The sequence below is a fragment of the Brevibacillus brevis genome, assembly GCF_031583145.1.
Lineage (GTDB): Bacteria > Bacillota > Bacilli > Brevibacillales > Brevibacillaceae > Brevibacillus > Brevibacillus brevis_E.
In genome coordinates, this window is sequence record NZ_CP134050.1 from 5,613,774 (window position 1) to 5,637,188 (window position 23,415).

Sequence of the window (23,415 nt, forward strand, 5' to 3'; positions counted from 1 at the left end):
TCGTTTTGGACAGGCATCACGTGTGCTAGGAGGAGGGGTAGTATGACTTGGACGGAAAAGGTGTCGTTATACATAGCCAAACGGATCCAAATAGAAGGAGCCCCCCACTCGCTGGGTCAACTCGCGCACGGCGTAGAGATCTTCCTTCTCAACGTCATTCATGTCCTGGCACTGGTGATTTGCTCCGCAGTCTTCCATATGTTCAAAGAAGTGATGCTATTATTTACGCTCTTCTACCTGCACCGGCTGTTCACGGGCGGCGTTCACATGCGAAGCCCGTGGACATGCCTGCTCGCCACCCTCCTCCTGATGCTGACGGGCGGAGTTGTGCTGAAGCACCTGCCGTTACTTCCGGCTCCCTTTGCCCAACTGGTAATCTTGCTAGGGTACGGGTTCTCTTTTTGGGTGAACGTTCGACATGCGCCTGCAAAGCATACCTATGTGCCGACAGATCCACAAATCCAGCGAAGAAGTAAACTTATTGTGCTATGTCTGATTCTCGCAGGTTGCGTTCTCTCAATCGCTTTGGTAGGATATACCTATACACTCTCTATGACTTTCACATTAGCTGTACTATTGCAATCCGTTCTTCTCATGCCGATTTCCTTTCGATTCGTATCACTATTGGAAAAAACATTTTGAGAGGATGATTGTCAGTGAAGCAGTTAAAAATGGCTTTTTCCTTGTTCTTCGCTTTGATTTCCACGTTGAACATTTCTGGTGTATTAAAAGTCGGCGCCATATATGAACCGCGCCCACCTCATCTTCGCGAGAAAGACAAGCAGCCGAATCGCAAATAGATTTCAGCCCATACGAAAACCCGCGGTCTCCGAGCCCCGCGGGTTTTCTTTTTTCATGTCCGCTATTTTTGCGTCTTCCTTATCGCCCAATCAATGAGCCAGCCAAACAGGCTCATGAGGGCGGATGCTACGATGACGATCCCGATATTGTCCGGCCATGGGCCGACTTCGAAGCCGCGTATGAAAAAGGCGGTGAGTGAAAACGTAATGGCATTGATGACGAACCAGAACAGACCCAACGTCAAAATGGTCAGCGGCAGTGTGAAAAACGTCAGCACCGGGCGAATCAGCGAGTTGACGATACCCAGAATCAGGGCGGCCCATACCGCGATGCCATAGCTGGATACTTGAATGGACTGAAACCAGCTGCTGATCAGAAGCAAAGCCGCTGCATTCAACAGCAATTTGATTATCCACCGGATCATCCTTATCCTCCCTTCTCGTCACACGGGTCACCGATTAGCGGATTCCCGCCACTTCTTCTTTCCAACGCTTAAAAAACTGAGCCATGAACCGATGCCGCTCCTCCGCAATCTGCCTGGCCGTTTTCGTAAACAGCTTTTCCCGGATCCTCTGCAGCTTCCACTCGTATTCCGCGAGCGGCGTATGCTGGCCGGGCTGGTCGGATTGGATGGGCTGACCCAATACCCCGGAATAGGCAAAGGCGCGCGCAACCCCGATGGCACCGATGGAATCCAGCTTGTCGGCATCGAATAAAATCTGTTCCTCTAGTGTAACAGGCGGACGGTCCTTGCGAAAGCGATGGGCGAGGATGGCACGCTGTACCGATTCAATTACGTCGTCTGCACAGCCTACCTCCCGCAGAAGCACCCCGGACGCTCTGGCACTGATCTCTGCGTGGCACTCCCCCGTTCGCCTTTCCTCTGCCCTGCCGATATCGTGCAGCAGCGCGGCCAAGCCCAAGACGTCCATGCTTGCTCCTTCTGCTCGCCCGATTCGCTCGCACATAGCCATCACCCGAAGGTTGTGCTGCCAGTCGTGCGCAGGGTCTTGCCCATCAAAACGCTCTCTCGCCACCTCGACCAGTCTCCCCGGCAATCGATCCAAGGCGGCTGCGAGATAGTCCGTTGTCGTCTCCTCTGCCATCTCCAACCCACTCTCCCTTTACGGCAAGAGGGGCGCTCTCCTTCGCTGAGAACGCCCTTCTGTGATCCCTTACTCATCCTTATTTGGAAACGAGCTGTTCCATTCTTGCCGCCGTACGCGCGCGATCGCGCTCCAGGATCGGCTTCAAGTATTCCCCGGTATACGAGCCTTCCATCTCCGCCACCTCTTCCGGCGAACCGGTGCCGATGATCTGGCCGCCACGGGTACCGCCCTCCGGCCCCAGGTCGATGATGTAGTCGACCGTCTTGATGACGTCCAGATTGTGCTCGATCACCAAAACGGTTTCGCCGCTTTCCACCAAACGCTGGAGCACCTTGAGGAGGCGGTCGATGTCATCGGTATGCAGACCTGTGGTAGGCTCATCGAGAATGTACAAGGTCCTCCCCGTACTGCGACGGTACAGCTCGGAAGCCAGCTTGACGCGCTGCGCTTCCCCGCCTGACAGCGTGGTCGCCGGCTGGCCCAGCTTCATATAGCCCAGTCCGACGTCGACGATCGTTTGCAGCTTGCGCTCGATTTTGGGCAGATTGCGGAAAAACTCCACCGCGTCCTCGATCGTCATGTCCAGCACGTCGGCGATGCTCTTGCCTTTGTATTTCACATCGAGCGTCTCCCGATTGTAGCGCTTGCCATGGCACACTTCGCACGGCACGTAAACGTCCGGCAAAAAGTGCATTTCGATCTTGATGATCCCGTCGCCGCTGCACGCCTCGCAGCGTCCGCCCTTGACGTTGAAGCTGAACCGGCCCTTTTTGTAGCCGCGCACCTTGGCTTCGTTGGTAGAGGCGAACAGGTCGCGAATGTCGTCGAACACACCGGTGTACGTGGCCGGATTGGAACGCGGCGTTCGCCCGATCGGGGACTGGTCGATGTCGACGACCTTGTCCAAATGCTCCAGGCCCACGATGCGCCGGTGTTCGCCCGGCTTGACCTTCGCGCCGTTCAGATCGCGCGCCAGCGTCTTTTGCAGGATTTCATTGATCAAGGTACTTTTCCCCGAACCGGATACGCCCGTCACCGCCACAAACAGCCCGAGCGGTATCTTCGCGTTCACGTTTTTCAAGTTGTTTTCCTTGGCGCCCTCGATCTTGAGCCATTTGTCGTTCGGCTTGCGGCGCTCCATCGGCACCGGAATGAACTTGCGTCCGCTCAGGTACGCCCCCGTGAGCGATTTGGGGTCTTTCATGATTTCCTCCGGCGTGCCGGCCGCGATGACCTGGCCGCCGTGGATTCCCGCTCCCGGTCCGATGTCGATAATGTAGTCGCATGCGAGCATGGTGTCTTCGTCGTGCTCCACGACAATGAGCGTATTGCCCAGCTTGGTCATATGCTCCAGCGTGCGGATGAGGCGGGCGTTGTCCCGCTGATGCAGCCCGATGCTCGGTTCGTCCAAGATGTACAGGACGCCCATCAGACTGGAGCCGATCTGCGTCGCCAGGCGAATCCGCTGCGCTTCTCCACCGGACAAGGTCCCGGCAGCTCGGCTCAGCGTCAGATAGTCGAGTCCGACATCGATCAAAAAGTTGAGACGCGCCTTGATTTCCTTGACGATCAGGTTGGCGATCTTCTCTTCCCGCTCGGTCAATTCCAATCCGTCCACAAATTGATGGGCGTCCAGAATCGACAGATTGGTCAGCTCGGAAATGCTCCGTTGGCCGACCTTGACGGCCAGGCTCTCCTGGCGCAGACGATGGCCCTTGCAGACCGGACACGGCTTCTGGCTCATGAATCCTTCGATTTGCTCACGAATGTACTCCGAGCTTGTTTCGAGATGGCGCCGTTGCAGATTCGGAATGACCCCTTCAAAGGGGACGACCGCTTCCCGCACTTGGCCGAACTCGTTTTCGTAGCGAAACTCGATCTTTTCTCCGTTGCTGCCGTACATCAAGATCTGCCGCTGATCCTCGGGAAGCTCTTCGTACGGAACGTCCATGCGGATCCCAAAATGGCGGCATGCGGACTCCAGCAGCTGCTGATAATACGTGGAGGACTTGGGCTCCCAAGCCCCGATCGCGCCGTCGTGCAGCGTCTTGGTCACGTCAGGCACGACCATATCCGGGTCTACCTCCAGCTTGACGCCCAATCCGTCGCACTCAGGGCAGGCGCCAAACGGACTGTTAAAGGAGAAGATCCGCGGCTCCAGCTCCCCGATGGAAAAGCCGCAGATCGGGCAGGCGTGCTTCTCGCTGAAGAGCAGCTCCTCCTGCTCCATCACATCGACGATCACTTTGCCGTCGGCCAGGCGCAGCGCAGTCTCCAAAGAGTCGGCCAGTCGGGGCTGCACCTCCGGCTTGATGACGACGCGGTCCACGACCACTTCGATGTTGTGCTTCTTGTTTTTCTCCAGCTTGATGTCTTCAGACAGGTCGCGGATTTCTCCGTTGACGCGCACGCGCACAAACCCTTGCTTGCGGATGTCCTCCAACAGCTTGACGTGCTCGCCCTTGCGCCCCTGTACCATCGGCGCGAGAATTTGCATGCGGGTGCGCTCCGGATATTCCATTAGGCGGTCGACCATTTGCTCCACCGTCTGGGACTGGATCTCGATCCCGTGCTCCGGACAGATCGCCCGACCTACGCGGGCGTACAGAAGCCGCAAGTAATCGTAAATTTCCGTGACGGTCCCCACTGTGGAGCGAGGGTTGCGGCTCGTCGTCTTCTGGTCGATGGAAATGGCCGGAGAAAGCCCCTCGATGGAGTCGACGTCCGGCTTGTCCATTTGCCCGAGAAACTGCCGGGCGTAGGCGGACAGGGACTCGACGTAGCGGCGCTGCCCTTCTGCGTAGATCGTATCAAAGGCGAGGGAGGATTTTCCCGAGCCGGACAAACCCGTGAGCACCACGAATTTGTCCCTCGGAATCACCACGTCGATATTTTTCAGGTTATGGGCGCGGGCACCCTTTACCACAATATGTTCCAAAGGCATGAAAAAATCTCTCCTTAGAGTTCGGCCTTCAGCTCCAGAATCAAATCGCGCAATTCCGCCGCACGTTCGAACAAGAGATTGCGGGCCGCTTCTTTCATTTCTTCTTCCATTCGTGCAATGACTACCAGGCGATCTTTCTTCGGCATCTTTTTGAAATCTTCATGCGGCAGGTAATCGGCTTTTTCCTCCGCCACCTTGGTCGCCTCGATCACATCGCGGACCGCTTTCTTCACCGTTTGCGGCGTGATTCCATGAGCTTCGTTGTAAGCCATCTGGATGGAACGCCTCCGCTCCGTCTCCTGGATGGCCGCTTTCATCGAATCGGTCATCTTGTCGGCGTACATGATGACGCGGCCCTCGGCGTTGCGCGCCGCCCGTCCAATCGTCTGGATCATTGAGCGCTCGTTGCGCAGGAAGCCTTCCTTGTCCGCGTCGAGGATTGCTACCAGCGACACTTCCGGAAGGTCGAGACCTTCCCGCAGCAGGTTGATTCCGATCAGGACGTCAAACTCGCCGAGACGCAAGGAGCGCAGGATTTGCATGCGCTCGATCGTCTTGATGTCCGAGTGGAGGTACCGTACCTTGATCCCCACTTCCTTCAGGTAGTCGGTCAAGTCCTCCGCCATCTTCTTCGTCAAGGTCGTGATCAGCACGCGTTCGTCTTTCGCGATGGTCGCCTGGATCTCGCCGATGAGGTCGTCAATCTGTCCCTTGATCGGACGCACCGTGACGATCGGATCGACCAGACCGGTCGGCCGAATGACCTGCTGCACCACTTCCGGGCAGTGCTCCAGCTCGTACTGACCTGGCGTCGCGGATATATAGATAGCTTGGTTGACTTTTTTCTCGAACTCAGCAAAGGTGAGCGGCCGGTTGTCCTTCGCAGAAGGCAGACGGAATCCGTGCTCCACCAGAACGTCTTTGCGTGCCCGGTCGCCGTTGTACATCGCCCGCACCTGCGGCAGCGTCATATGGGACTCATCCATCAGGAGAAGGAAGTCGTCCGGAAAGTAATCGAACAGCGTATACGGCGGATGCCCTGCCGGCAAGCCGGTCAAGTGGCGGGAGTAGTTCTCGATCCCGGAGCAAAAGCCCATCTCCATCATCATTTCAATGTCGTAGCGGGTGCGCTGCTCCAGCCTCTGCGCTTCCAGCAGCTTGCCTGCACCGCGAAGCTCGGCCAGCCTCTCTTCCAGCTCCGCCTCGATGCTTTTGACAGCCAGCTTCATTTTTTCCTCGCGCGTCACGTAGTGGGAAGCCGGGAAAATCGCGACGTGATCGCGCTGGCCCAGGATTTCTCCGGTCAGCACGTCAATGGAAGTGATCCGCTCGATTTCGTCGCCGAAAAACTCCACGCGAATGGCCTGCTCGCTCTGCGAAGCCGGAAAGATCTCTACCACGTCGCCGCGCACACGGAAAGTACCGCGGGTGAAGTTGATGTCGTTGCGCGTGTACTGGATGTCCACCAGACGGTGCAGGATCTCGTCCCGGCTTTTCTCCATGCCTACGCGTAGGGACAGGAGCAGCTCCCGGTACTCCTCGGGTGAACCCAAGCCGTAAATGCACGAGACAGATGCCACGATGATGACGTCGCGTCTCTCGAACAGCGCGCTGGTCGCCGAGTGGCGCAGCTTGTCGATCTCGTCGTTGATGCTGGAGTCTTTTTCAATAAACGTATCCGACTGGGGAATGTATGCTTCTGGTTGATAGTAATCGTAGTAGCTGACGAAGTATTCCACGGCATTGTTCGGAAAAAACTCCTTGAATTCCGCGCATAGCTGAGCCGCCAGCGTCTTGTTGTGGGCCATGACCAAAGTCGGCTTGTTTACCTGCGCGATCACCTGGGCGGCAGTAAACGTCTTCCCCGTACCTGTCGCTCCCAGGAGGGTCTGGTGCCGCTTGCCCGCCTGGATCCCAGCCACCAGTTCAGCGATGGCAGTCGGCTGGTCACCGGAAGGCTGATACTCCGATACCAATTCAAAACGCTCCATTCCCTCGTTCATCTCCTCATTGCCTAACGATTTCTATTTTCCATTATAACACATTCCGTACAAAAATAAGCCGAAATTCGAACAAATGTTTGTCTTTAGCACACTCTCCCATTTTCCGATACTGATAATGGAAGTACATGCCCGCACGGATAAGACCCGTACAATGAGGGAGGAGCACCATGTCTGACGCCAACACACAGGTTAGCAACCGTTCGAATATACCATCCTATCTCAGCTACAAAGGCAAGAAGGAGTTTTCCACCGAACTGGACAACGATGCCTTCATGAAGCTGCTCCTCGAGCAGCTGAAGAATCAGGATCCGATGTCTCCGATGGATAACTCCCAGTTTATTCAGCAGTCCAGCATGATGACCATGGTCGAAAAGATGACCAAGATGGCCTCGCTGATGGAACAGTCCAACAACAGCATGCTGACGCTGGAAAAATACGAGGCGCTGGTCGGACGTTCCGCGAAGTACGAACTGACAACTACCGATGACATCACGGGAGAGACTACGACCGTGACCAAGAAAGGCATCATTCAGTCCGTCTTCATGGACAACAGCAAACTCTACTTCCGCATGGCCGATGAACCCAATCCGATTCCGCTGGCGAATGTAAAAGGACTGGAATCGCAAGGCATGACAGGAAATGCCCTGGACAGCAGCCTCAAGTATATGGACATGATCGGCAACCAAATTTCGTACAAGACACCTGCCAGCGACTCTTCGGTCGGCGATGTCAGCAACGCCGTCATCACAGGGTTTACCATGAAAGACGGCACCGCCCAGTTCCAGCTGGACAACGGCTCTACCGTCAAGCTGGATCAGATCGTGGGCATGACCGTCAAGCCGGACAACCAGGCGATGAGCAATTCGCTGCAATACGCCCAGATGATCGGCTTTACCGTCACGTACAACGACTCCCAGACCAATGCGGACGGCACGACCGCCGGCACCAGCCAGACCGGCGTGATCCAGGCGGTCAGCATGAAAAACGGTCTTGTGGAGTTCGTCCTGGAGGATGGCAAGAAAGTGTCGCTGAACCAAATCACCGGATATGAGGCAAAGGCGTAACGGCCATTAGAAAACCTGGCTACGCCATGCCTTTTGGCGAAGCCTCGGTACCCAAAGGGCACAAGTCTTGCTATCTCACTGTGTTCGAAGTCTCGCTATGTTGCCCTTATCCTGGATAGGAATTTTATAAATTCCTGTCTGTAAAATGAAAATCCGCGCTTTCCCCCATGGAGGAGCGCGGATTTTTCCGTTGTCCCGACTCTTATTCGCTTGCGATGACTTTTCCCGTCACAGCATCTACCTGAACAGTGAGATCCACCTTGCTCTCGCCGCCGCAGAAGCAATGGGCTTCTGACTGCCGGAAAGAAAGGTCGTAGCCCAGCTTCCAGGTGATTTCTCCCGTCTGTGGATCAGTCTGATGAATGTAGGTCAGCTCCAGCGGATACGCCTGCAGCAGGCGATCGACGGCAGCCTGCTCCGTCAGCGCCTTCGCTTTGGCCGGTGCGATCACTTCTGCCGGACGATTGACAACGATCTCTTTCACTTTTCCCGTAGAGGAGTCCACCTGGATGGTGTACATGCCTTGCTCGGCGGTGTGGTCTTCCTGATAAACGGGAATGCCATCGATCATCGGATCTGCTGTGTAGAGGGTAAAATTCTCATCCCCTGCATCGTGAATGCGCATTTGACTCGATCCAGTCGGGAGCAGACGCTTGAGCACCGCCTCTGCCGATTGCCAGTCTCTTTTCTTGTCAGTCTTCAGACGGCTGTTCACTCCGTCGCTCATGACAAGCCGGAGCAGTTGGCCTGTCTTGGCGTCCGCCTCCACCAGTACGTGCAGACGCTCCGCCGGCTTTACTCCGGAAGGAATTTGACCGATCTGATAGCGCTTGTCTTGATCGGACGTCCCCTCTTCGAAGTACCCCCAGATGAAGAAGCGTCGCTCCTGTCCGTTTTCGTAGGTCTCCGTGAATGTCCCGAGCGGCAGCGTATTGGGCTCTACCCGCAGCAGCTTCCTCACGACATCCTTTGCCTGATCCGCGGATTGGACGATCCACTTTTCACCGGTTCCGTTTATCGAAACACTCTGGGCTTGCAGCTTTTGTTGTGAAGAGGCCAACCGCTTTCCGCTAAACGCATCAAGCGCGCTTCCCGTATGCGGCGCCCTGATGATCCCGTCCTTGACGACGTACGTCAGTTTCGCTTGTACCGACCCGTTCCCATCATATTGGCTGGGGAGCAGATAGATGAGCTCCAAGGGATGGCTTTCTTTATATTTGGCAATCGCCTGCCCTGCCGAGATGACACGCTGCGGCGAAGGTAGCCCTGTCTGGCTGACTTTTTCGTAAAGCCTGCCGTCAAACGTGCGAAACGCAATGATTCTGCCCTTCCCGTCCAGCGTGACGAAAGCGTCGTATGCATCATCCAGCGCGATGTTGTTCAGCTTTCTGACCAGCCGCACAGTCGTCTGGCCTTGTTCGCGCGTCACCTCTCTCGGCTGATACGCGTTGCCGACCGGGAGCAGACTCGCGACAAAGGACGACGCCTTTGCTTTTGCCTGTTGATCGGTTATTTCCGCCGGCTTCTGCGCCGTTTGGGGCTGCAGGTCGAGGATAAGCAGATTGCCCGTCGCTGCGTCGAAAACGGCCCGATCTTTGGCCGTCTCCGCTTCGGCAGCAGATGGGGCAAACGTCACACTCACACCGCTGACTCCCGGTCCGTCCACTTCTCCGCCGTAGACGACATAGCGATTGGACAGCTCCGGGATCGCCCGGACCAATTGCTGCACGCCTTTCGTTACCTGCACGGGCACAGGCACGACGACTCTCGCCAGCATCCCCTCGTCATAGCTGGCGGCACTTGCTCCGTTCATGGCCGGGATCGGCGCGGTGTACAGACTCACAGCGGCCAGCGCCCCCGCAAGCGCACACAAGACAGGTTTGCGTTTCATTCCCACGATGTTTGTTCACTCCCCTAATTTTCCATCATAGGTTGAGACGCACTGCCGGCCAAATTGTTTCTGAATCCATCCGGCATTCTGAAAAAGAATTTCTTCACTTCCAACATCAAAAGGGAGTGAGACACGTGCCATCCCGACGCGGATCCCACTCCCTTGCTTACGCTCCGATGTGCAGTTTTTCCAGCCGCTGCTTGATCAGCTCCACCACACTGGCCCGTTTGAGGTCGACATAGACGCTGGTGCCTGCATCCGGGACAACGATGATGCCCAGTTGATGATGGTTCCCCGCATAGACCGCACATTGCACAAACTTGAGCTCGCCGCCGTGCGTCAGCACTTCCATTTTGCAAAAGGCCGGGTTCGCTTGGAGAGCCGGATACAGCTCTTCCCGGTTGCGTACGCTGATCCCGTTTACCTTGACGATAATTTCGCCAGGGACAATCCCGATCTCCTCCGCACGCGTGCCCGGGATGACCCCCATCACCTTGACACCCTTCGAAGACTGGATGAAATACGGCGTATGTCTGCGCTCCTGACGCTGACTCATAAAAAACAGGGCTTCATGTCCCAAAAGGGCAAACAGTGCAGGCAGAAGCAACAATGCCGGGACCCATGCGGCAAGCGCGGCCAGCCCGAGCAAGACCACTGCGTAAACCGCCAGCTGCTTCGCAATGTCCCTCGACTTTTGCCGTGGCGTCATCGTCTGGGTCATATCCGAAAATCCCGTCACCGTCGGCAACAGCATCAAGCCAAATGTGGAGGCGTCCGGCCAAAAGAGCGGCCAGCCCGGGTAAAGCGCCCCGCTCAAGGCACCGTTATCCTGCTGGACAAACAACACGACCGGCGTCAGCCAAAAGGAATGCAGCAAATACGCTCCCACGATTCTTCCCCGTTTCCCTTCGATGAAAAGCGGAGAGGCATCCCGGCCGGCGTTCCAACGGACGAGCATGGCTTCGAAGAGGTGCATGACCGCCACGAGCCCGAGAAGCGGCAGGGGCTTCGCCAGCGCAAACAACTGCCACACAGGACCGATCAACGCCACGTCGCTCACAGCCGGCGTGAGCTGAGCGATGCTGTGCAAAATGGCGAGCAGACCGGCCGCATAAGCAAAACAGAGAAAACGTAAACGGATCAACGCCATCACGAGCGCCAATCCCCATAATAGCCACAAGTCCTGCACCTGCACTACGACGCCGAGCGCACCGGCGAGTACGGAGATCAGCACCCCGGCCGTCACTCCCATCCCCGCAGAGCGAATGGTCTGGAGCAGCGGGGACTGAATGCGCACAGCAAACAGCTGCCTTTCCAGATTCATCTGCCGCCGGTAATGAAGGTAAATGAAGATCAGGAACAGATAAAGAAGCGGATTGAGAAAGATTCCAGCCAATCCATACACGATGGAGAGCATGTCTGCCTGTATCGCCAATTGCCTCACCTCAATTGGAAAAAGAAAACCACGGCATTCGATTTGCCGTGGTTACCATTTCTACGAACGTCAGGGAATTCCCTGCCTTTTTCGCATGGATTATTTTGGCTGAGTGCTGACGACCTCAAGCGCTTTTTGCAGCTGCAGATCATTCTCCGGTTTGCGCATCGTTTCCCGTAGGCTGTCCTCGAGCTGCGTACGGGTAGCCGCATCCACTTTTCCTGTTGCCGGCATATTGTGCGTAGTCTGGAACTTCTTGATTACCTGTTCGGTTTTCTCGTCGAAGTACCCGTCGTCCCTGCCGGGAGACAGGTTCAACCCGGTGAGGATCAGCTGCAGGTTTTTCACGTCGTTGCCTGCCATGTCGCGAGCCAGCTCCTTGTCGGCAGGCAGCTGTGTGGCATTGAAGTACGCCGGCTGACTCACCTTGAAATCAGGCTCGATTCCCTTCTTGTGAATCCATTCGCCCTTCGGCGTAAGCCATTTGGCAATCGTCAGCTTCAGCTGGCTCTTGTCCGTCATCTCCATGGTGCTTTGGACCGTGCCTTTTCCGAAGCTCTTTTCCCCTACCAGCTTGTAGTTGCCGCTATCGCGCAGCGCGCCTGCGAGAATCTCCGAGGCGCTGGCGCTTCCGCCGTTGATCAAGAGAGCGATCGGGTACGGCTTGGCAGCGTCTGTCGTCGAGCGGTACTCTTCCTTCTGCTGGCCGTGGGCGCCGTATTCGATCTGGACGATCAGGCCCTTGTGCGGTACGAGCACTTCGCCGATTTCCTTGACCGCCAGCAAGTAGCCTCCCGGGTTGCCCCGCACGTCGATCACCAGTCCGCCGATCCCTTGTTTCTCCAGAGCGGCCAGCTGCTCTTTGAAATGCTTTGCCGTATCCGTCGAGAATTGGGTGATCGCGATGACCCCGACTTTTACGCCGTTCTTTTCGAGCACTTGGCTGTTCACCGTCTCGATCGGAATATCATCGCGCACGCAGACGATGTTCAGTGGCTCCGCTACACCCGCGCGGACGACTTTCAGTACAGCTTTCGTCCCTTTTGGACCGCGGATTTTCGTCACGGCCTCATGCAAGTCGAGCCCTTCCAGCGATTCGCCGTTTACGCTGATGATCTGGTCGTTCGGCCGCAAGCCCGCGCGCTCGGCAGGCGAGCCCTTGAACGGCGAAACCACCGTGACTCGCCCGTTTTGCAGCGTCACTTCCGTCCCAATGCCTTGGAACGTGGAGTGCAAGGTAGACGTAAATTCTTCGGCGGATTTGGGGTCCATGTAGTCGCTGTACGGATCGTCCAGAGACCCGACCATGCCGCCAATTGCCCCTTCTACCAACTGATCCGTGGTGACATTTTGGATGTAGTCTTTCTTGATCGCCGAAAAAGCCTCGTACAGCTTCTTGAACTCCTCGGGATACCCGGAAGTAGTCCCTGAAATCAGGGGGGTGCTAGATGCCGTGAGCGTCCCGCCTTGATTCGAATTGGCATTTGCCGATGTTTTCATCATCGTCATGGTCAAAAGACTGCTGGCCATCATCGAGACGAGTACAAGCGCAAATACGGTACGTCCTTTCCATTTCACTGTTGCGTCACCATCCTTTGTGCTACCGGCAAAAAGATATGCAGCTAGTGTATGCTGTTTCCGCTAGCAATATTTGTCAGGCGCAGCTGCTCTACCTGATGTACGGCGTTGGATCGACAGCGACATCGTTTTTGTAGACGGTAAAGTGCAAGTGATTACCGGTTGCCCTGCCTGTCGCACCAACCTCCGCAATCTTTTGCCCTCTCTCTACTGATTGTCCCACAGAAACCATGATTCCGCCCTCCCGAATGTGCCCGTAAAGGGTGGTAATTTCTGAGTTGTGCTTGATCATGACCGTATTGCCGAAACCGTTCGAGTAGCCCGCAAAGATCACGATGCCTTTTTCTGCTGCCCGGATCGTGGTGCCTTTTGGCGCTGCCATGTCTAATCCATTATGCCCAGCAGCACGTCCGGTAAACGGGTCCGAACGCATTCCGAAGCCGGAGCTGATGCGGAAGGACCCCGATGCGATCGGCAGGCCGAGCTTGCCGCCCTTATAGCCGCTCGTACCAGCGCTCATCGCCCGGACGCGCTCGGCGTATTTGGCCGATTGCTCCCGCGCGATCGCCAGGAGCTGCTCTTCCTCTTCCTGCTTGATTTCATGCAGCTCTTTCTCCTGCTTTTGCAGCTCCGCCTTTACGACCAGGCTCTGCTTGTACTGCTTGTCCAATTCGGCTTTGAGGTTCTCCGCCTCTTCAAACATCCCCGCATAGACGACGAGCTGATGGTCGATTTCTTTCTTTTTCGTTTCGATGGTTTCCTTGTCCCGTATGTTGTCTTCCAGGATGCGTGTGTCTTGCTCCAAAATCATCTGCAGCCCCTGCATCCGGGTGAGGAAATCGCCGAAATCCGATGAGCCCATCAACACGTCCAGGTAAGAGACGTTGCCGCGTTCATACATCGACTTGACGCGGGTCTTCAGCAAGGTTTCGCGTTTGGCGACGCGGTCCTTGGCCTCATCGAGCTGATCCTGGGCTTGCGCCGCCTTTTCTTTCGTATCTTCCATTTGCGATTCGAGCTTGTCCAGCTTTTTCTGTGTATCGTTGCGTCGCAGGTCGATTTGCATCAGCTCCGTCTGCAAATCTTTCTGCTGCTTTTGGACGGATGCGATCTTTTGATCGGTCGCTTTTACTTGCGCCTGCTGCTCTTTATATTTTTTCTGGATCGCTTTCAGTTCCTGATTGATCTTGTCCAGCGATGCCTTGCTTGCTGCCCAGCTCACATTGGTCGGGATTGCTGTGCCGGCCACCAGACCGGCTATCAAGAGTGCAAGCGTAATCTTCTTCCGCATGATACTCCTCCCACATCGTTCTGTATTAAACCCGCAAGAAACGTCTGACGGACACCAAGCTGCCCCAGATGCCGATAAACGCGCCGATCGCGATCAAAGCGAGCGCCACTTGATACACCAGCGGGAACAGTGGCAACAGTTTGAACAGTTGGGCAGCCTCAAAGCTCGACTGAATCCCGTCCAGCAGATAATAGTAACCAACCATCAGCATCACCGTAGGGATCAGCGCCCCGAGAATACCCATCATCAGCCCTTCCACAAAGAACGGCCAGCGAATGAACCAGTTGGTAGCGCCCACCAGCTTCATGATCTCGATCTCGCGGCGGCGTGCCACAATCGTCAGCTTGATCGTGTTTGCGATCAGGAACATTGCGGTAAAGCCCAGCCCGATGATAAAGGCAATCCCGACATTGCGGACCGCGCCCGTCAAGGCAAACAGCTTTTCCACCGTGCCTTCTCCGTAGTTGAGGTTTTTCACATATTGGAGCTTCTTGATCTGTGCGGCTACCGCTGAAGTGTCCTGAGGTTCTTTCGTTTTGACCACAAAGGTGTCAGGCAAAGGATTGTCCTTTTCCAGCCCGTCGAACAAGTAAGCCTTTTCCCCGAGGCTTTCCTTGAACTGCTTGAGCCCTTCGTCCTTCGGGATAAACGAGACCGTGTCCACCTTCGGAATCGCCTTGATATTTTGTTCGACCTGCGCGACGTTTTCCTTAGTCGCAAGCACGTCGAGGAATACGCGGATTTCTACCTGCTTCTCCACCGATTGGGCGAAGTAATTGACGTTCATCGCCAGGATGAGGAAGACTCCCAGGATGAAAAGGGTAATGGTAACGGCACTGATTGAAGCGAACGACATCCAGCCGTTCCGACCGAGGTTTTTTACCCCTTCACGGACGTGGCGTCCCAGCGTTCTAATCTTCATAACCGTATTCCCCTCTCTGCTCGTCACGGGCAATTTGCCCCGCTTCAATCGCGATGACCCGTTTTCTCATGGTGTTGACAATCTCCCGGTTGTGCGTCGCCATTACGACAGTCGTACCGCGCTGGTTGATCTCCTCGAACAGCTTCATGATCTCCCAGGAGGTCTCCGGGTCCAGGTTCCCTGTCGGTTCGTCCGCGATGATGATGCCGGGGCTGTTGACTAGCGCCCGGGCAAGAGCGACCCGCTGCTGTTCGCCGCCGGAGAGCTCGCTCGGCAGCATTTTTGCTTTGTGCTTCAGTTTGACCAGCCCCAGCACGTCCATGACGCGAGGCTTGATTTGCTTGGGATTGCTCTCGATGACTTCCATGGCAAATGCCACATTTTCGAATACCGTGAGCGTCGGCAACAGTTTGAAATCTTGGAATACGACGCCGATGCTGCGGCGCACCAATGGAATTTGCCGCTCCTTGATCCGGCTCACGTTGAACCCGCCCAGGAAAATTTGGCCCTTGGACGGCTTCTCTTCGCGGTACATCAGTTTAATGAAAGTGGATTTCCCTGCACCGCTGGGACCAACCACATATACGAATTCGCCTTTTTCAATCCGAATATTGATACCCTTCAGTGCATTGGTTCCGTTCGGGTATGTCTTCCATACGTCAAACATCTCGATCAAGCTACTCACATCCTACATTGTCAGATCCATCTTTATCTTTTGATCCTTGATTTTATCGACAAAAATCCCCTATCCCTCTGCCCCGCTACTCCTGTAAAAACGAATATCGACAAAAATAGCGGGAACTCCCATCCTACATATTATACCACCCACATTCTAGGATGGTATCCACTAAATCTCTCATTTCTTGTCGAATCCGCAACCCTTTCGCTTTCTTCCGACAGGAATTCGTACAAATGGCTCAATCGGCACATCGCCGCCTAGCTTCCTTTTCATCGGTTGGATACAATAGATAAGGAGCTTATTTTGGAAAGGAGCATGCACGATGAACAACTTCGTTTACTACAATCCGACGCAGCTCATTTTTGGGAAGGGACAGCTTTCGATGCTGAAGGAAAAGGCCCAGCAGCTCGGGACCACCGTCCTGATGGTGTACGGCGGCGGCAGCATCAAGCGTTCGGGCCTGTATGACAAGATCCTCGCTCTTCTTTCGGATGCGGGTTGTCGCGTGCTGGAGCTTCCTGGAGTGGAGCCGAACCCGCGCCTCAGCACTGTCAAAAAGGGAATCGACATCTGCCGCCAGGAAGGCGTCGACTGGATTCTCGCGGTCGGAGGGGGCAGCGTCATCGACGCATCAAAAGCGGTGGCCGTTGGGGTACCTTACGAAGGCGATGTGTGGGACTTCTACTCCCGGAAAGCGACGCCGAACGGCGCATTGCCGCTTGGCACCGTACTTACGCTGGCTGCGACCGGCTCCGAAATGAACAGGGGCAGCGTGATCACGAACTGGGACACGCAAGAGAAGCACGGCGCCAGCACCACGTTCCCTACCTTTTCGATATTGGATCCGGAAAATACGTTTACGGTTCCCCGGGATCAGACGATCTACGGAATGAGCGACATCTTGTCACACGTGTTTGAACAATATTTCACCCATACGACGGAAATTCCTTTGCAAACCCGCTTTGCCGAGTCCATCATGAAAACCGTGATCGAAAACGCCGAACGCGTACTGGCGAACCCGGAGGATTACGATGCGCGCGCCAACATCTTGTACTGCGGGACCATGGCCTTGAACGGAACCTTGCCGGTAGGCGTGACCACAGACTGGGCCACGCACTCCATCGAGCACGCCGTCAGCGCCGTCTACGACATCCCGCACGGTGGCGGGCTGGCGATCATCTTCCCGAAATGGATGCGCTACGTCTACCGCGAAAACGTATCCCGCTTCGTCCGGTTTGCGACAGAAGTATGGAATGTCGATCCGACGGGAAAAACCGACGACGAGGTAGCGTTGGAAGGAATTGCGGCGACCGAAGCGTTCTTTGCGCGGATCGGTGCTCCTACCCGGTTGGCGGACTATCAGATCGGCGAGGAGAAGCTGCAGGTCATGGCGGAAAAAGCAACGCCATTCGGCCCGATCGGCAATTTCAAGCAACTGCACAGCGAAGACGTGGCGCAAATTTTGCGCATGGCCTTGTAACGGCGATTGTCTTCAGACGAGGAAAGCCGAACTCCGAGTACAGGAGTTCGGCTTTTCGCATAGGCGGGGCCGGTATGAACCGCCGCTACGCTCCCCTTACGACTCCGGCGCCACCTTTTTTCCTGAAGTGATGGCGTCCAAGTGCACAAACGGGCCACCTCCCCTTGGGAAATGCAAAAAAGCGGACAGGCGCCCGTGCCTATCCGCTACTCTTCGCTGGGAAAGATCTCTACCGCTGCACCGGAGCTCCGATGTCGATCAGCGATTCGATCATGACCTTTTGGCTGTTTTTTTCGACCCAAACATGCGTTTCGGCCAGCTGCTTGCGATACCATTCGATCTGGGACTCCACCTGATTGCGGGCGGTTCCCCCCAGAACGTTGCGGGCATTGACCACAGTCTCGACGGCGAGCGCCTCGTACACGTCCTCGCCGATGACCTCCGAAAAGCTTTGGAACTCCTCCAAAGACAGATCGAGCAAATATTTTTGATGCTCGATGCAGTACAGGACCGTGCGGCCGACCACCTCGTGGGCCTGACGGAACGGCATATCCTTGCGCACCAAATAGTCCGCCAAATCGGTGGCGTTGGAGAAGTCCTTGGTCACCGCCTGGCGCATCCGCTCGGTTTTCACCTGCATGGTCTGGATCATCGGCGTCAGGAGAGCAAGCGCTCCGTGAATGGTCGATACGGTGTCGAACATGCCTTCCTTGTCTTCCTGCATGTCTTTGTTGTACGCCAACGGCAAGCCTTTCAGCACGGTCAGCAGGCCGAACAGGTTGCCGTAGACGCGGCCTGTTTTCCCGCGGACGAGCTCCGCCACATCCGGGTTTTTCTTTTGCGGCATGATGCTGGAGCCCGTGCAGAACGCATCATCCAGCTCCACGAAGGAAAACTCCTGGCTGCTCCAGATGACGAGCTCCTCGCACAGACGCGACAAGTGAGTCATGAGCAGGGAAGCATCCGCCAAGAACTCGACGATGAAATCACGATCGCTGACCGCATCCATGCTGTTTTGATAAATGCCGTCAAACTGCAGCAGCTCCGCTACAAATGCGCGATCGATCGGGAACGTCGTCCCGGCCAGCGCGCCTGCGCCAAGCGGCAGGACATTTACCCGCTTCCAGGTCTCGGTCATGCGCTCGATGTCGCGCTGCAGCATGGAGACGTACGCCATCAGATGATAGCCGAACAGAACCGGCTGCGCGCGCTGCAGATGGGTGTATCCCGGCATGACGGTATCGAGATGCTGCTCCGCCTGCTCGAGCATCGCTTCTTGCAGATACATCGCGAGCTGGATGATCTCCATCAGCTTTTCCCGGAGGTAGAGGTGCATATCCAAAGCGACCTGATCGTTGCGGCTGCGTCCGGTGTGGAGCTTGCCCCCCACCGGACCGATTTCTTCAATCAGCATCTTTTCGATATTCATGTGGACGTCTTCGTGGGCGACGAGGAACTCAGCCTGCCCACGCTCGATCTTTTCTTTCACTTTTTTCAGACCCGCAATGATTTGTCTGACTTCCTCCATCGGCAGGATACCGCACTTGCCCAACATCGCTACGTGAGCTAGGCTGCCGACGATATCCTGGCGCCACATCTTCTGGTCGAATGAGATAGAAGCTGTATACTCTTCTACGAGCTGATTCGTCGGCTTCGTGAAGCGTCCTCCCCAGAGTTTCATTGCTTGATCGCATCCTTTTCATCCAAGATCTTGATGTCCGTCTTCATGTTCTCATGCAGGACACCTTCGTTTACTTGTGCGTATACTTTGGTCGGCAGACCCCACAGCTTGATGAAGCCGAGTGCCGCTTTGTGGTCGAACTGGTCTCCTGCGTTGTAAGTCGCCAGCTCGTGGCTGTACAGGGAGGAAGCGGATTTGCGTCCTACTACGATCGCATGGCCTTTGTGCAGCTTCACGCGAACGACACCTGTTACATGTTTTTGCGTTTCTTCAATGAACGCCTGCACGGCATTGCGGATCGGCGAGTACCAGAGGCCTTCGTAGATCACTTGCGCCATTTTTTGTTCCACGATCGGTTTGAATGCGGCCACTTCGCGAGGCTGTGTCAGGAACTCCAGCTCGCGGTGCGCGAGAATCAAGGTCGTTGCCGCAGGTGTCTCGTATACTTCGCGGGATTTGATGCCCACCAGGCGGTTTTCGACGTGGTCGATGCGCCCTACGCCGTGGTTCCCTGCGATCTTGTTCAGCTTCAGGATCAGCTCGGACAACGGGAGCTCTTCTCCGTTCAGCGCGGTCGGTTTGCCCTGTACGAATGTGATTTCGATTTCTTCCGGCTCTTCAGGCGCATCCGCGATGGATTTCGTCAGATCGTACGCACCTTCCGGAGGAGCTGCCCACGGATCTTCCAGCACGCCGCACTCGCAGCTTCTGCCCCACAGGTTTTGGTCGATGCTGTACGGATTGTCCAGGTCGATCGGGATCGGAATGTTGTTCTTTTTCGCATATTCGATCTCTTCGTCGCGAGTCCAGCCCCACTCGCGCACCGGAGCCACGATTTTGATAGTTGGATTCAATGCCGTAAAGGATACGTCAAAGCGCACTTGGTCGTTTCCTTTTCCGGTGCATCCGTGTGCCACTGCTACCGCGCCTTCCTTCTCCGCGATCTCGACCAGCACGCGGGAGATCAGATAGCGGGACAGTGCGGATACCAGCGGATATTTGCCTTCGTACATGGCATTGGCTTTCAGTGCCGGCAGTACGAATTCTTCCGCGAACGCTTCTTTCGCGTCCACCACGATCGATTTCAACGCACCGACCTGCAGCGCTTTTTTCTGCACGAAGTCCAGGTCTTTCCCTTCCCCAACATCCAGTGCTACTGCAATGACATCGAAGTTGTATGTTTCCTGGAGCCATTTAATTGCTACGGATGTATCTAAGCCGCCCGAATAGGCCAACACAATTTTATCTTTTGCCATCGTTCTTTCTCTCCTTGTTCCGAAGATTTATTCATGTGAGTAATTATACAAATAAACTTATAAAAATACAACCACTTTTCTTCGTCCCTGCTCCCAGAAAAACAGGAAGAGTGAGGAGCCATACGCCCTCACTCTTGATTTGCATAGGATACTTGCGGAACGTGTTCCGCTCCCTTGTGCTTGCGGATCCATTCAAGCTCCGCTCTTGCCAGACGCTCGAAGTTTTCCGCGATATGAATATCGCCCTCCGCTCTCCATGAAGCGATGATCGGGTACATCGGGTCGAAAAACCCGTTCACGTACCACATGTCAAAAAGCAGATCCGGATGAACGAGGCCGTTTTTATGCAAAACACCCACCATCTCAAAAAAGCCATACAAGGTCACAAACGATTGGAAGCCCTCACTCCCGCGGGGGAATTGCCGCCAAAAGCTTTCCGGCTGCAGCGGTTCGCCTGCCAGCTCGGTCCTGAACCACGCTTTGGCTGCCCGCATGCGCTCCGATTCAAACTGGTCGTAAAGCTTGAGAATGATGTCAGCATCCTGATAGGTCGGAATCATTTCCGGTTCACCCCTTGAAAAATATTCCATCTTCCTTCAGTATGTCTGTATTGGGGACAAGACGCAAGCGAACAGAAAGCGGTTCCCCTTCATTTCCCATCACTTCGAAGGAGGCTGCCATGAAGCAAATCTATCTCGTCCGTCACTGTCAGGCGACCGGCCAGGAGTCTGACGCCCCTCTCACGCCGTCTGGAAAAAGGCAGGCGGAACAGCTCGCCGAGTTTTTCCGCGACCGCCCGATTGACCGAATCCTCTCCAGCCCTTTCCTGCGAGCCGTAGACACCGTCACGCCACTTGCCGGGCAGCGCGGGTTGTCCATCGAACAGGACGAACGCCTGGTCGAGCGCGTCCTTTCTGCTCAGCCGATGACGGATTGGTATGAACGCCTGCGGGCCACTTTCGACGATCTTACCTTGCAGTACGAAGGGGGAGAATCCAGCCGGACCGCTATGGATCGTGTAAACTTATTGCTGGCGGAGGTGCTTGAAAGCGAGCACAGGCATATTCTGCTCGTCTCCCACGGCTGCTTGCTGGCGCTTTTGATGAAATCGATTGATGACTGCATCGGATTTGCGGAGTGGGAAGCGCTGAGCAACCCCGATGTCTATCAGCTGACCGTGGCAGACTCCAGCCGACAGCTGCACCGCATCTGGAAATAGAAAGCTCATCCGTGTCAAACCAAAAAACAGTTACAGGACGGCACTGTTAGTAAATCGCCTCCTGTAACTGTTTTTGGGATTGCGTGTCTTGCCTGATGATGCTTTCCAGTTCCCCACGGGGCAGTCTTTCAATAATTCCGATGAAATGCTGGGCAAGCTCTTCGTCAAATTGCGTTCCCGACCCGCGCCTGATCTCTTGGAGGGCTTCCTCGACAGGCAGCCCTTTTCGATAAGGGCGATCGGCCACCATCGCATCGAATGCGTCCGAAATCGCCAAGATTTTGGCCATCAACGGGATTTCGTTGCCAACCAGCCCATCCGGATACCCTTTTCCGTCTATGCGTTCATGGTGGGAGCGAATAGCAGGCAGGAGCTCGTTAAACATCCCGGCCTGCAAAATGATTTCGTAGCCGATCACCGTATGCTGCTTGATCCTGTCGTATTCCTCCGGCGTCAGTCTGCCCTTCTTATTCAAAATCTCGTCTTCTATTCCGATCTTGCCGATGTCGTGCAAGATTCCTCCTATGTATATCTCCTCGACTCTTTCCGGTGCCAGCCCGATATCCTTGGCAATTTCCCTGCCCCAGTGTGCGACCCGAAGAGAGTGGCCGCTCGTGTATCGGTCACGCGCGTCGATGGAAGCAGCCATCGTAGTCAGGAATCTGTGGTTGAAGGATTTGACTTCTTCTACTTTTTGTTGGAGCTTATTGAGACTGTCATAGTATTGATGATAAACAAAACTCATGGTGATGAAAGCGCTCATGATCGGGATGAGAGTGACCAGCCCGTACAATTCCACGAGTCTGGAACCTATGCCGCCCATTACCATGAGCAACAGGTAGGTCAATGTCGTTCCTCTCGCCAATTCCTTAATCGTAGGAATCCATTTCACTTTAAAGTAATAGGAAATTCCAAGAGCACAAAGCGACATGTTGACATACCAATAGACAACTGCCAGAATCATGTCGGAAATCATCGGGGATATTTCCAAACCGATCATATAGTTCTTGAGAAAATCTACAACCCATATGGTGATCAGGATTTGTCCCACATTGGCTAAAGCCTTAACCGGATGAAACCTCACCAGAAACGAAATGATCAGGGTTTCAATCAGAGCGGACCAAACACCAATCCATGCTCCATACAAAATAATCCCCGAACAGATCACGGCATTGTTCAAGGTGAGTGTCGAATTGAACGTCCGGATCGGAGCAAAAGAGGAGACAACGGTCAATAAAGCATAAGTAATCAGGGCACCCCAATGCTCCCGCGAGTTCCATTCCCCCATCGAGCTAAAAACGATCAAAAGCCCTAGTACGGTAAAGCCAATTTGTACGATTATTCCTTTCACATGGTTCTGGAAGTTAGTTTTTGGTAGCATAGCTCTTACCTTCACGAAGTTGAATTAGCGAGATAGGTTTGTTCATGAAACGTTGAACAAGCAAAAAAGTCCCCAACATAATAAATATATCACCAATACTGATGACACGCGGAATTACGAAAGGCATATAAATAATATCGGTTAAGAAAGGCAGATTTGTAGCTTCTGTCAAAACGCTGTGTTTGAAGTTGGTCCCTTCAATAATGGGAGTCAAATCATAAGGCGTCTTTTTCGCCTGTTCCAAGTCAATCGGCATTTTCCCTTGGTTCGTCCAAATGGCAAGCGCATTCAAAAACCAACCTATCATGAAGATTCGGATATCCTCATACTTCCGATTCGACGCCAGAAACAGCAAAATAAATACGTAAGCGATCGAAACAAATATACCTCCGTAACTCGGAAAAATCGCGGAGAGGATCTGAAGGCCGATGCTGGTGAACAGCAAATACAGCATCCGAAAACTCGGGATCGATTTGATTCTGCCGCCTCTCAAAAAAGCAACTAGAAAAGAGAAACAGATTACATCGAGTAACATTTTTCTGCCTCCAAATCTTAAGAAAAAACACCACTTTATTTAAAGCGGTGTTTTTATCTAGAAAAAATCAACCGAAATTATAATTTGCCGAAGTAGCAGCTACGATTGCAGCAACCATCAAAAATGTAACCACCCATTTTTTCATC

At 54.6% G+C, this 23,415-nt stretch carries 19 protein-coding genes; 4 read left to right on the top strand and 15 right to left on the bottom strand.

Annotation, left to right across the window (positions count from 1 at the left end; genetic code table 11):
• The first annotated feature begins 42 nt into the window (after positions 1-42).
• Positions 43-642, top strand: a complete 600-nt coding sequence (locus RGB73_RS27755; RefSeq protein ID WP_310766451.1) for an accessory gene regulator ArgB-like protein — start codon at positions 43-45, stop codon at positions 640-642.
• A 220-nt stretch (positions 643-862) separates the two neighbouring features.
• On the opposite strand, the gene RGB73_RS27760 is transcribed toward RGB73_RS27755, so the two are convergent.
• The 4 genes from RGB73_RS27760 to uvrB all read right to left on the bottom strand — a co-directional run bounded on the left by RGB73_RS27760 (position 863) and on the right by uvrB (position 6,845).
• Positions 863-1,225 (bottom strand): phage holin family protein, encoded by a 363-nt coding sequence (locus tag RGB73_RS27760; protein ID WP_310766453.1) that lies wholly within the window; start codon positions 1,223-1,225, stop codon positions 863-865.
• A 34-nt stretch (positions 1,226-1,259) separates the two neighbouring features.
• Positions 1,260-1,907 (bottom strand): HD domain-containing protein, encoded by a 648-nt coding sequence (locus RGB73_RS27765; RefSeq protein WP_310766456.1) that lies wholly within the window; start codon positions 1,905-1,907, stop codon positions 1,260-1,262.
• Positions 1,908-1,986: 79 nt separating this feature from the next.
• Positions 1,987-4,854 (bottom strand): excinuclease ABC subunit UvrA, encoded by a 2,868-nt coding sequence (gene uvrA, locus RGB73_RS27770; RefSeq protein ID WP_310766458.1) that lies wholly within the window; start codon positions 4,852-4,854, stop codon positions 1,987-1,989.
• 14 nt (positions 4,855-4,868) lie between these two features.
• Positions 4,869-6,845 (bottom strand): excinuclease ABC subunit UvrB, encoded by a 1,977-nt coding sequence (uvrB, locus tag RGB73_RS27775; RefSeq protein ID WP_310766461.1) that lies wholly within the window; start codon positions 6,843-6,845, stop codon positions 4,869-4,871.
• A 179-nt stretch (positions 6,846-7,024) separates the two neighbouring features.
• On the opposite strand from uvrB, the gene RGB73_RS27780 reads away from it, so the two are divergent.
• Positions 7,025-7,921, top strand: a complete 897-nt coding sequence (locus tag RGB73_RS27780) for a flagellar hook assembly protein FlgD (RefSeq protein ID WP_310766463.1) — start codon at positions 7,025-7,027, stop codon at positions 7,919-7,921.
• Positions 7,922-8,123: 202 nt separating this feature from the next.
• Here RGB73_RS27780 and RGB73_RS27785 read toward each other — a convergent pair whose 3' ends face one another.
• From RGB73_RS27785 to ftsE, 6 genes are all read right to left on the bottom strand, one after another.
• The gene (locus tag RGB73_RS27785) at positions 8,124-9,812 is read right to left on the bottom strand and encodes a hypothetical protein (RefSeq protein ID WP_310774579.1); all 1,689 of its coding nucleotides are present in this window, start codon (positions 9,810-9,812) and stop codon (positions 8,124-8,126) included.
• Positions 9,813-9,978: 166 nt separating this feature from the next.
• Positions 9,979-11,247, bottom strand: coding sequence for a PDZ domain-containing protein (locus tag RGB73_RS27790; RefSeq protein ID WP_310766466.1), 1,269 nt, complete (start codon positions 11,245-11,247; stop codon positions 9,979-9,981).
• A gap of 99 nt (positions 11,248-11,346) precedes the next feature.
• Positions 11,347-12,825, bottom strand: a complete 1,479-nt coding sequence (locus RGB73_RS27795) for a S41 family peptidase (RefSeq protein WP_310766469.1) — start codon at positions 12,823-12,825, stop codon at positions 11,347-11,349.
• Positions 12,826-12,916: 91 nt separating this feature from the next.
• The gene (locus tag RGB73_RS27800) at positions 12,917-14,116 is read right to left on the bottom strand and encodes a murein hydrolase activator EnvC family protein (protein WP_310766471.1); all 1,200 of its coding nucleotides are present in this window, start codon (positions 14,114-14,116) and stop codon (positions 12,917-12,919) included.
• A 25-nt stretch (positions 14,117-14,141) separates the two neighbouring features.
• Positions 14,142-15,038 carry a permease-like cell division protein FtsX gene (gene ftsX / locus RGB73_RS27805; protein WP_310766473.1) on the bottom strand — a complete coding sequence of 299 codons (897 nt, stop codon included), beginning with the start codon at positions 15,036-15,038 and terminating at the stop codon, positions 14,142-14,144.
• Positions 15,028-15,714: a cell division ATP-binding protein FtsE gene (gene ftsE / locus RGB73_RS27810; RefSeq protein WP_310766474.1), complete on the bottom strand. Its 687-nt coding sequence runs from the start codon at positions 15,712-15,714 to the stop codon at positions 15,028-15,030. Before ftsE ends, ftsX begins: the two co-directional genes overlap by 11 nt.
• A 325-nt stretch (positions 15,715-16,039) precedes the next feature.
• On the opposite strand from ftsE, the gene RGB73_RS27815 reads away from it, so the two are divergent.
• On the top strand, positions 16,040-17,197 hold the full coding sequence (locus tag RGB73_RS27815; RefSeq protein ID WP_310766476.1) for an iron-containing alcohol dehydrogenase: 1,158 nt from the start codon (positions 16,040-16,042) through the stop codon (positions 17,195-17,197).
• Between the two features lie 229 nt (positions 17,198-17,426).
• Here RGB73_RS27815 and argH read toward each other — a convergent pair whose 3' ends face one another.
• The 3 genes from argH to RGB73_RS27830 form a co-directional block, all read right to left on the bottom strand.
• A complete protein-coding gene (gene argH, locus RGB73_RS27820; protein ID WP_310766478.1) occupies positions 17,427-18,878 on the bottom strand; it encodes an argininosuccinate lyase in 1,452 nt (483 codons plus the stop codon).
• Positions 18,875-20,134, bottom strand: coding sequence for an argininosuccinate synthase (locus RGB73_RS27825; protein ID WP_310766480.1), 1,260 nt, complete (start codon positions 20,132-20,134; stop codon positions 18,875-18,877). The genes argH and RGB73_RS27825 overlap by 4 nt, the downstream gene beginning before the upstream one ends.
• A gap of 128 nt (positions 20,135-20,262) precedes the next feature.
• Positions 20,263-20,694 (bottom strand): DUF4760 domain-containing protein, encoded by a 432-nt coding sequence (locus RGB73_RS27830; RefSeq protein WP_310766483.1) that lies wholly within the window; start codon positions 20,692-20,694, stop codon positions 20,263-20,265.
• 119 nt (positions 20,695-20,813) lie between these two features.
• Between RGB73_RS27830 and RGB73_RS27835 the strand changes: the two genes are divergently transcribed.
• Positions 20,814-21,353: a histidine phosphatase family protein gene (locus RGB73_RS27835; protein WP_310766485.1), complete on the top strand. Its 540-nt coding sequence runs from the start codon at positions 20,814-20,816 to the stop codon at positions 21,351-21,353.
• Between the two features lie 46 nt (positions 21,354-21,399).
• Here RGB73_RS27835 and RGB73_RS27840 read toward each other — a convergent pair whose 3' ends face one another.
• Both RGB73_RS27840 and RGB73_RS27845 read right to left on the bottom strand, forming a co-directional pair.
• Entirely contained in the window at positions 21,400-22,734 is a 1,335-nt protein-coding gene (locus RGB73_RS27840) for an HD-GYP domain-containing protein (RefSeq protein ID WP_310766489.1), read from the bottom strand.
• Complete coding sequence (locus tag RGB73_RS27845; RefSeq protein ID WP_310766492.1) at positions 22,718-23,269, bottom strand: DUF5317 domain-containing protein; 552 nt, start codon at positions 23,267-23,269, stop codon at positions 22,718-22,720. The genes RGB73_RS27840 and RGB73_RS27845 overlap by 17 nt, the downstream gene beginning before the upstream one ends.
• Between the last annotated feature and the right edge of the window lie 146 nt (positions 23,270-23,415).

Bases quoted from the DNA above. Each gene is read 5' to 3' on its own strand.
- RGB73_RS27840 (WP_310766489.1), bottom strand. From the start codon at position 22,734: ATGCTACCAAAAACTAACTTCCAGAACCATGTGAAAGGAATAATCGTA.
- RGB73_RS27765 (WP_310766456.1), bottom strand. From the start codon at position 1,907: ATGGCAGAGGAGACGACAACGGACTATCTCGCAGCCGCCTTGGATCGA.
- RGB73_RS27780 (WP_310766463.1), top strand. From the start codon at position 7,025: ATGTCTGACGCCAACACACAGGTTAGCAACCGTTCGAATATACCATCC.
- ftsX (WP_310766473.1), bottom strand. From the start codon at position 15,038: ATGAAGATTAGAACGCTGGGACGCCACGTCCGTGAAGGGGTAAAAAAC.
- uvrA (WP_310766458.1), bottom strand. From the start codon at position 4,854: ATGCCTTTGGAACATATTGTGGTAAAGGGTGCCCGCGCCCATAACCTG.
- RGB73_RS27755 (WP_310766451.1), top strand. From the start codon at position 43: ATGACTTGGACGGAAAAGGTGTCGTTATACATAGCCAAACGGATCCAA.
- RGB73_RS27830 (WP_310766483.1), bottom strand. From the start codon at position 20,694: ATGATTCCGACCTATCAGGATGCTGACATCATTCTCAAGCTTTACGAC.
- RGB73_RS27845 (WP_310766492.1), bottom strand. From the start codon at position 23,269: ATGTTACTCGATGTAATCTGTTTCTCTTTTCTAGTTGCTTTTTTGAGA.
- uvrB (WP_310766461.1), bottom strand. From the start codon at position 6,845: ATGGAGCGTTTTGAATTGGTATCGGAGTATCAGCCTTCCGGTGACCAG.
- argH (WP_310766478.1), bottom strand. From the start codon at position 18,878: ATGAAACTCTGGGGAGGACGCTTCACGAAGCCGACGAATCAGCTCGTA.
- RGB73_RS27760 (WP_310766453.1), bottom strand. From the start codon at position 1,225: ATGATCCGGTGGATAATCAAATTGCTGTTGAATGCAGCGGCTTTGCTT.
- RGB73_RS27785 (WP_310774579.1), bottom strand. From the start codon at position 9,812: ATGAAACGCAAACCTGTCTTGTGTGCGCTTGCGGGGGCGCTGGCCGCT.
- RGB73_RS27825 (WP_310766480.1), bottom strand. From the start codon at position 20,134: ATGGCAAAAGATAAAATTGTGTTGGCCTATTCGGGCGGCTTAGATACA.
- RGB73_RS27835 (WP_310766485.1), top strand. From the start codon at position 20,814: ATGAAGCAAATCTATCTCGTCCGTCACTGTCAGGCGACCGGCCAGGAG.
- RGB73_RS27815 (WP_310766476.1), top strand. From the start codon at position 16,040: ATGAACAACTTCGTTTACTACAATCCGACGCAGCTCATTTTTGGGAAG.
- RGB73_RS27800 (WP_310766471.1), bottom strand. From the start codon at position 14,116: ATGCGGAAGAAGATTACGCTTGCACTCTTGATAGCCGGTCTGGTGGCC.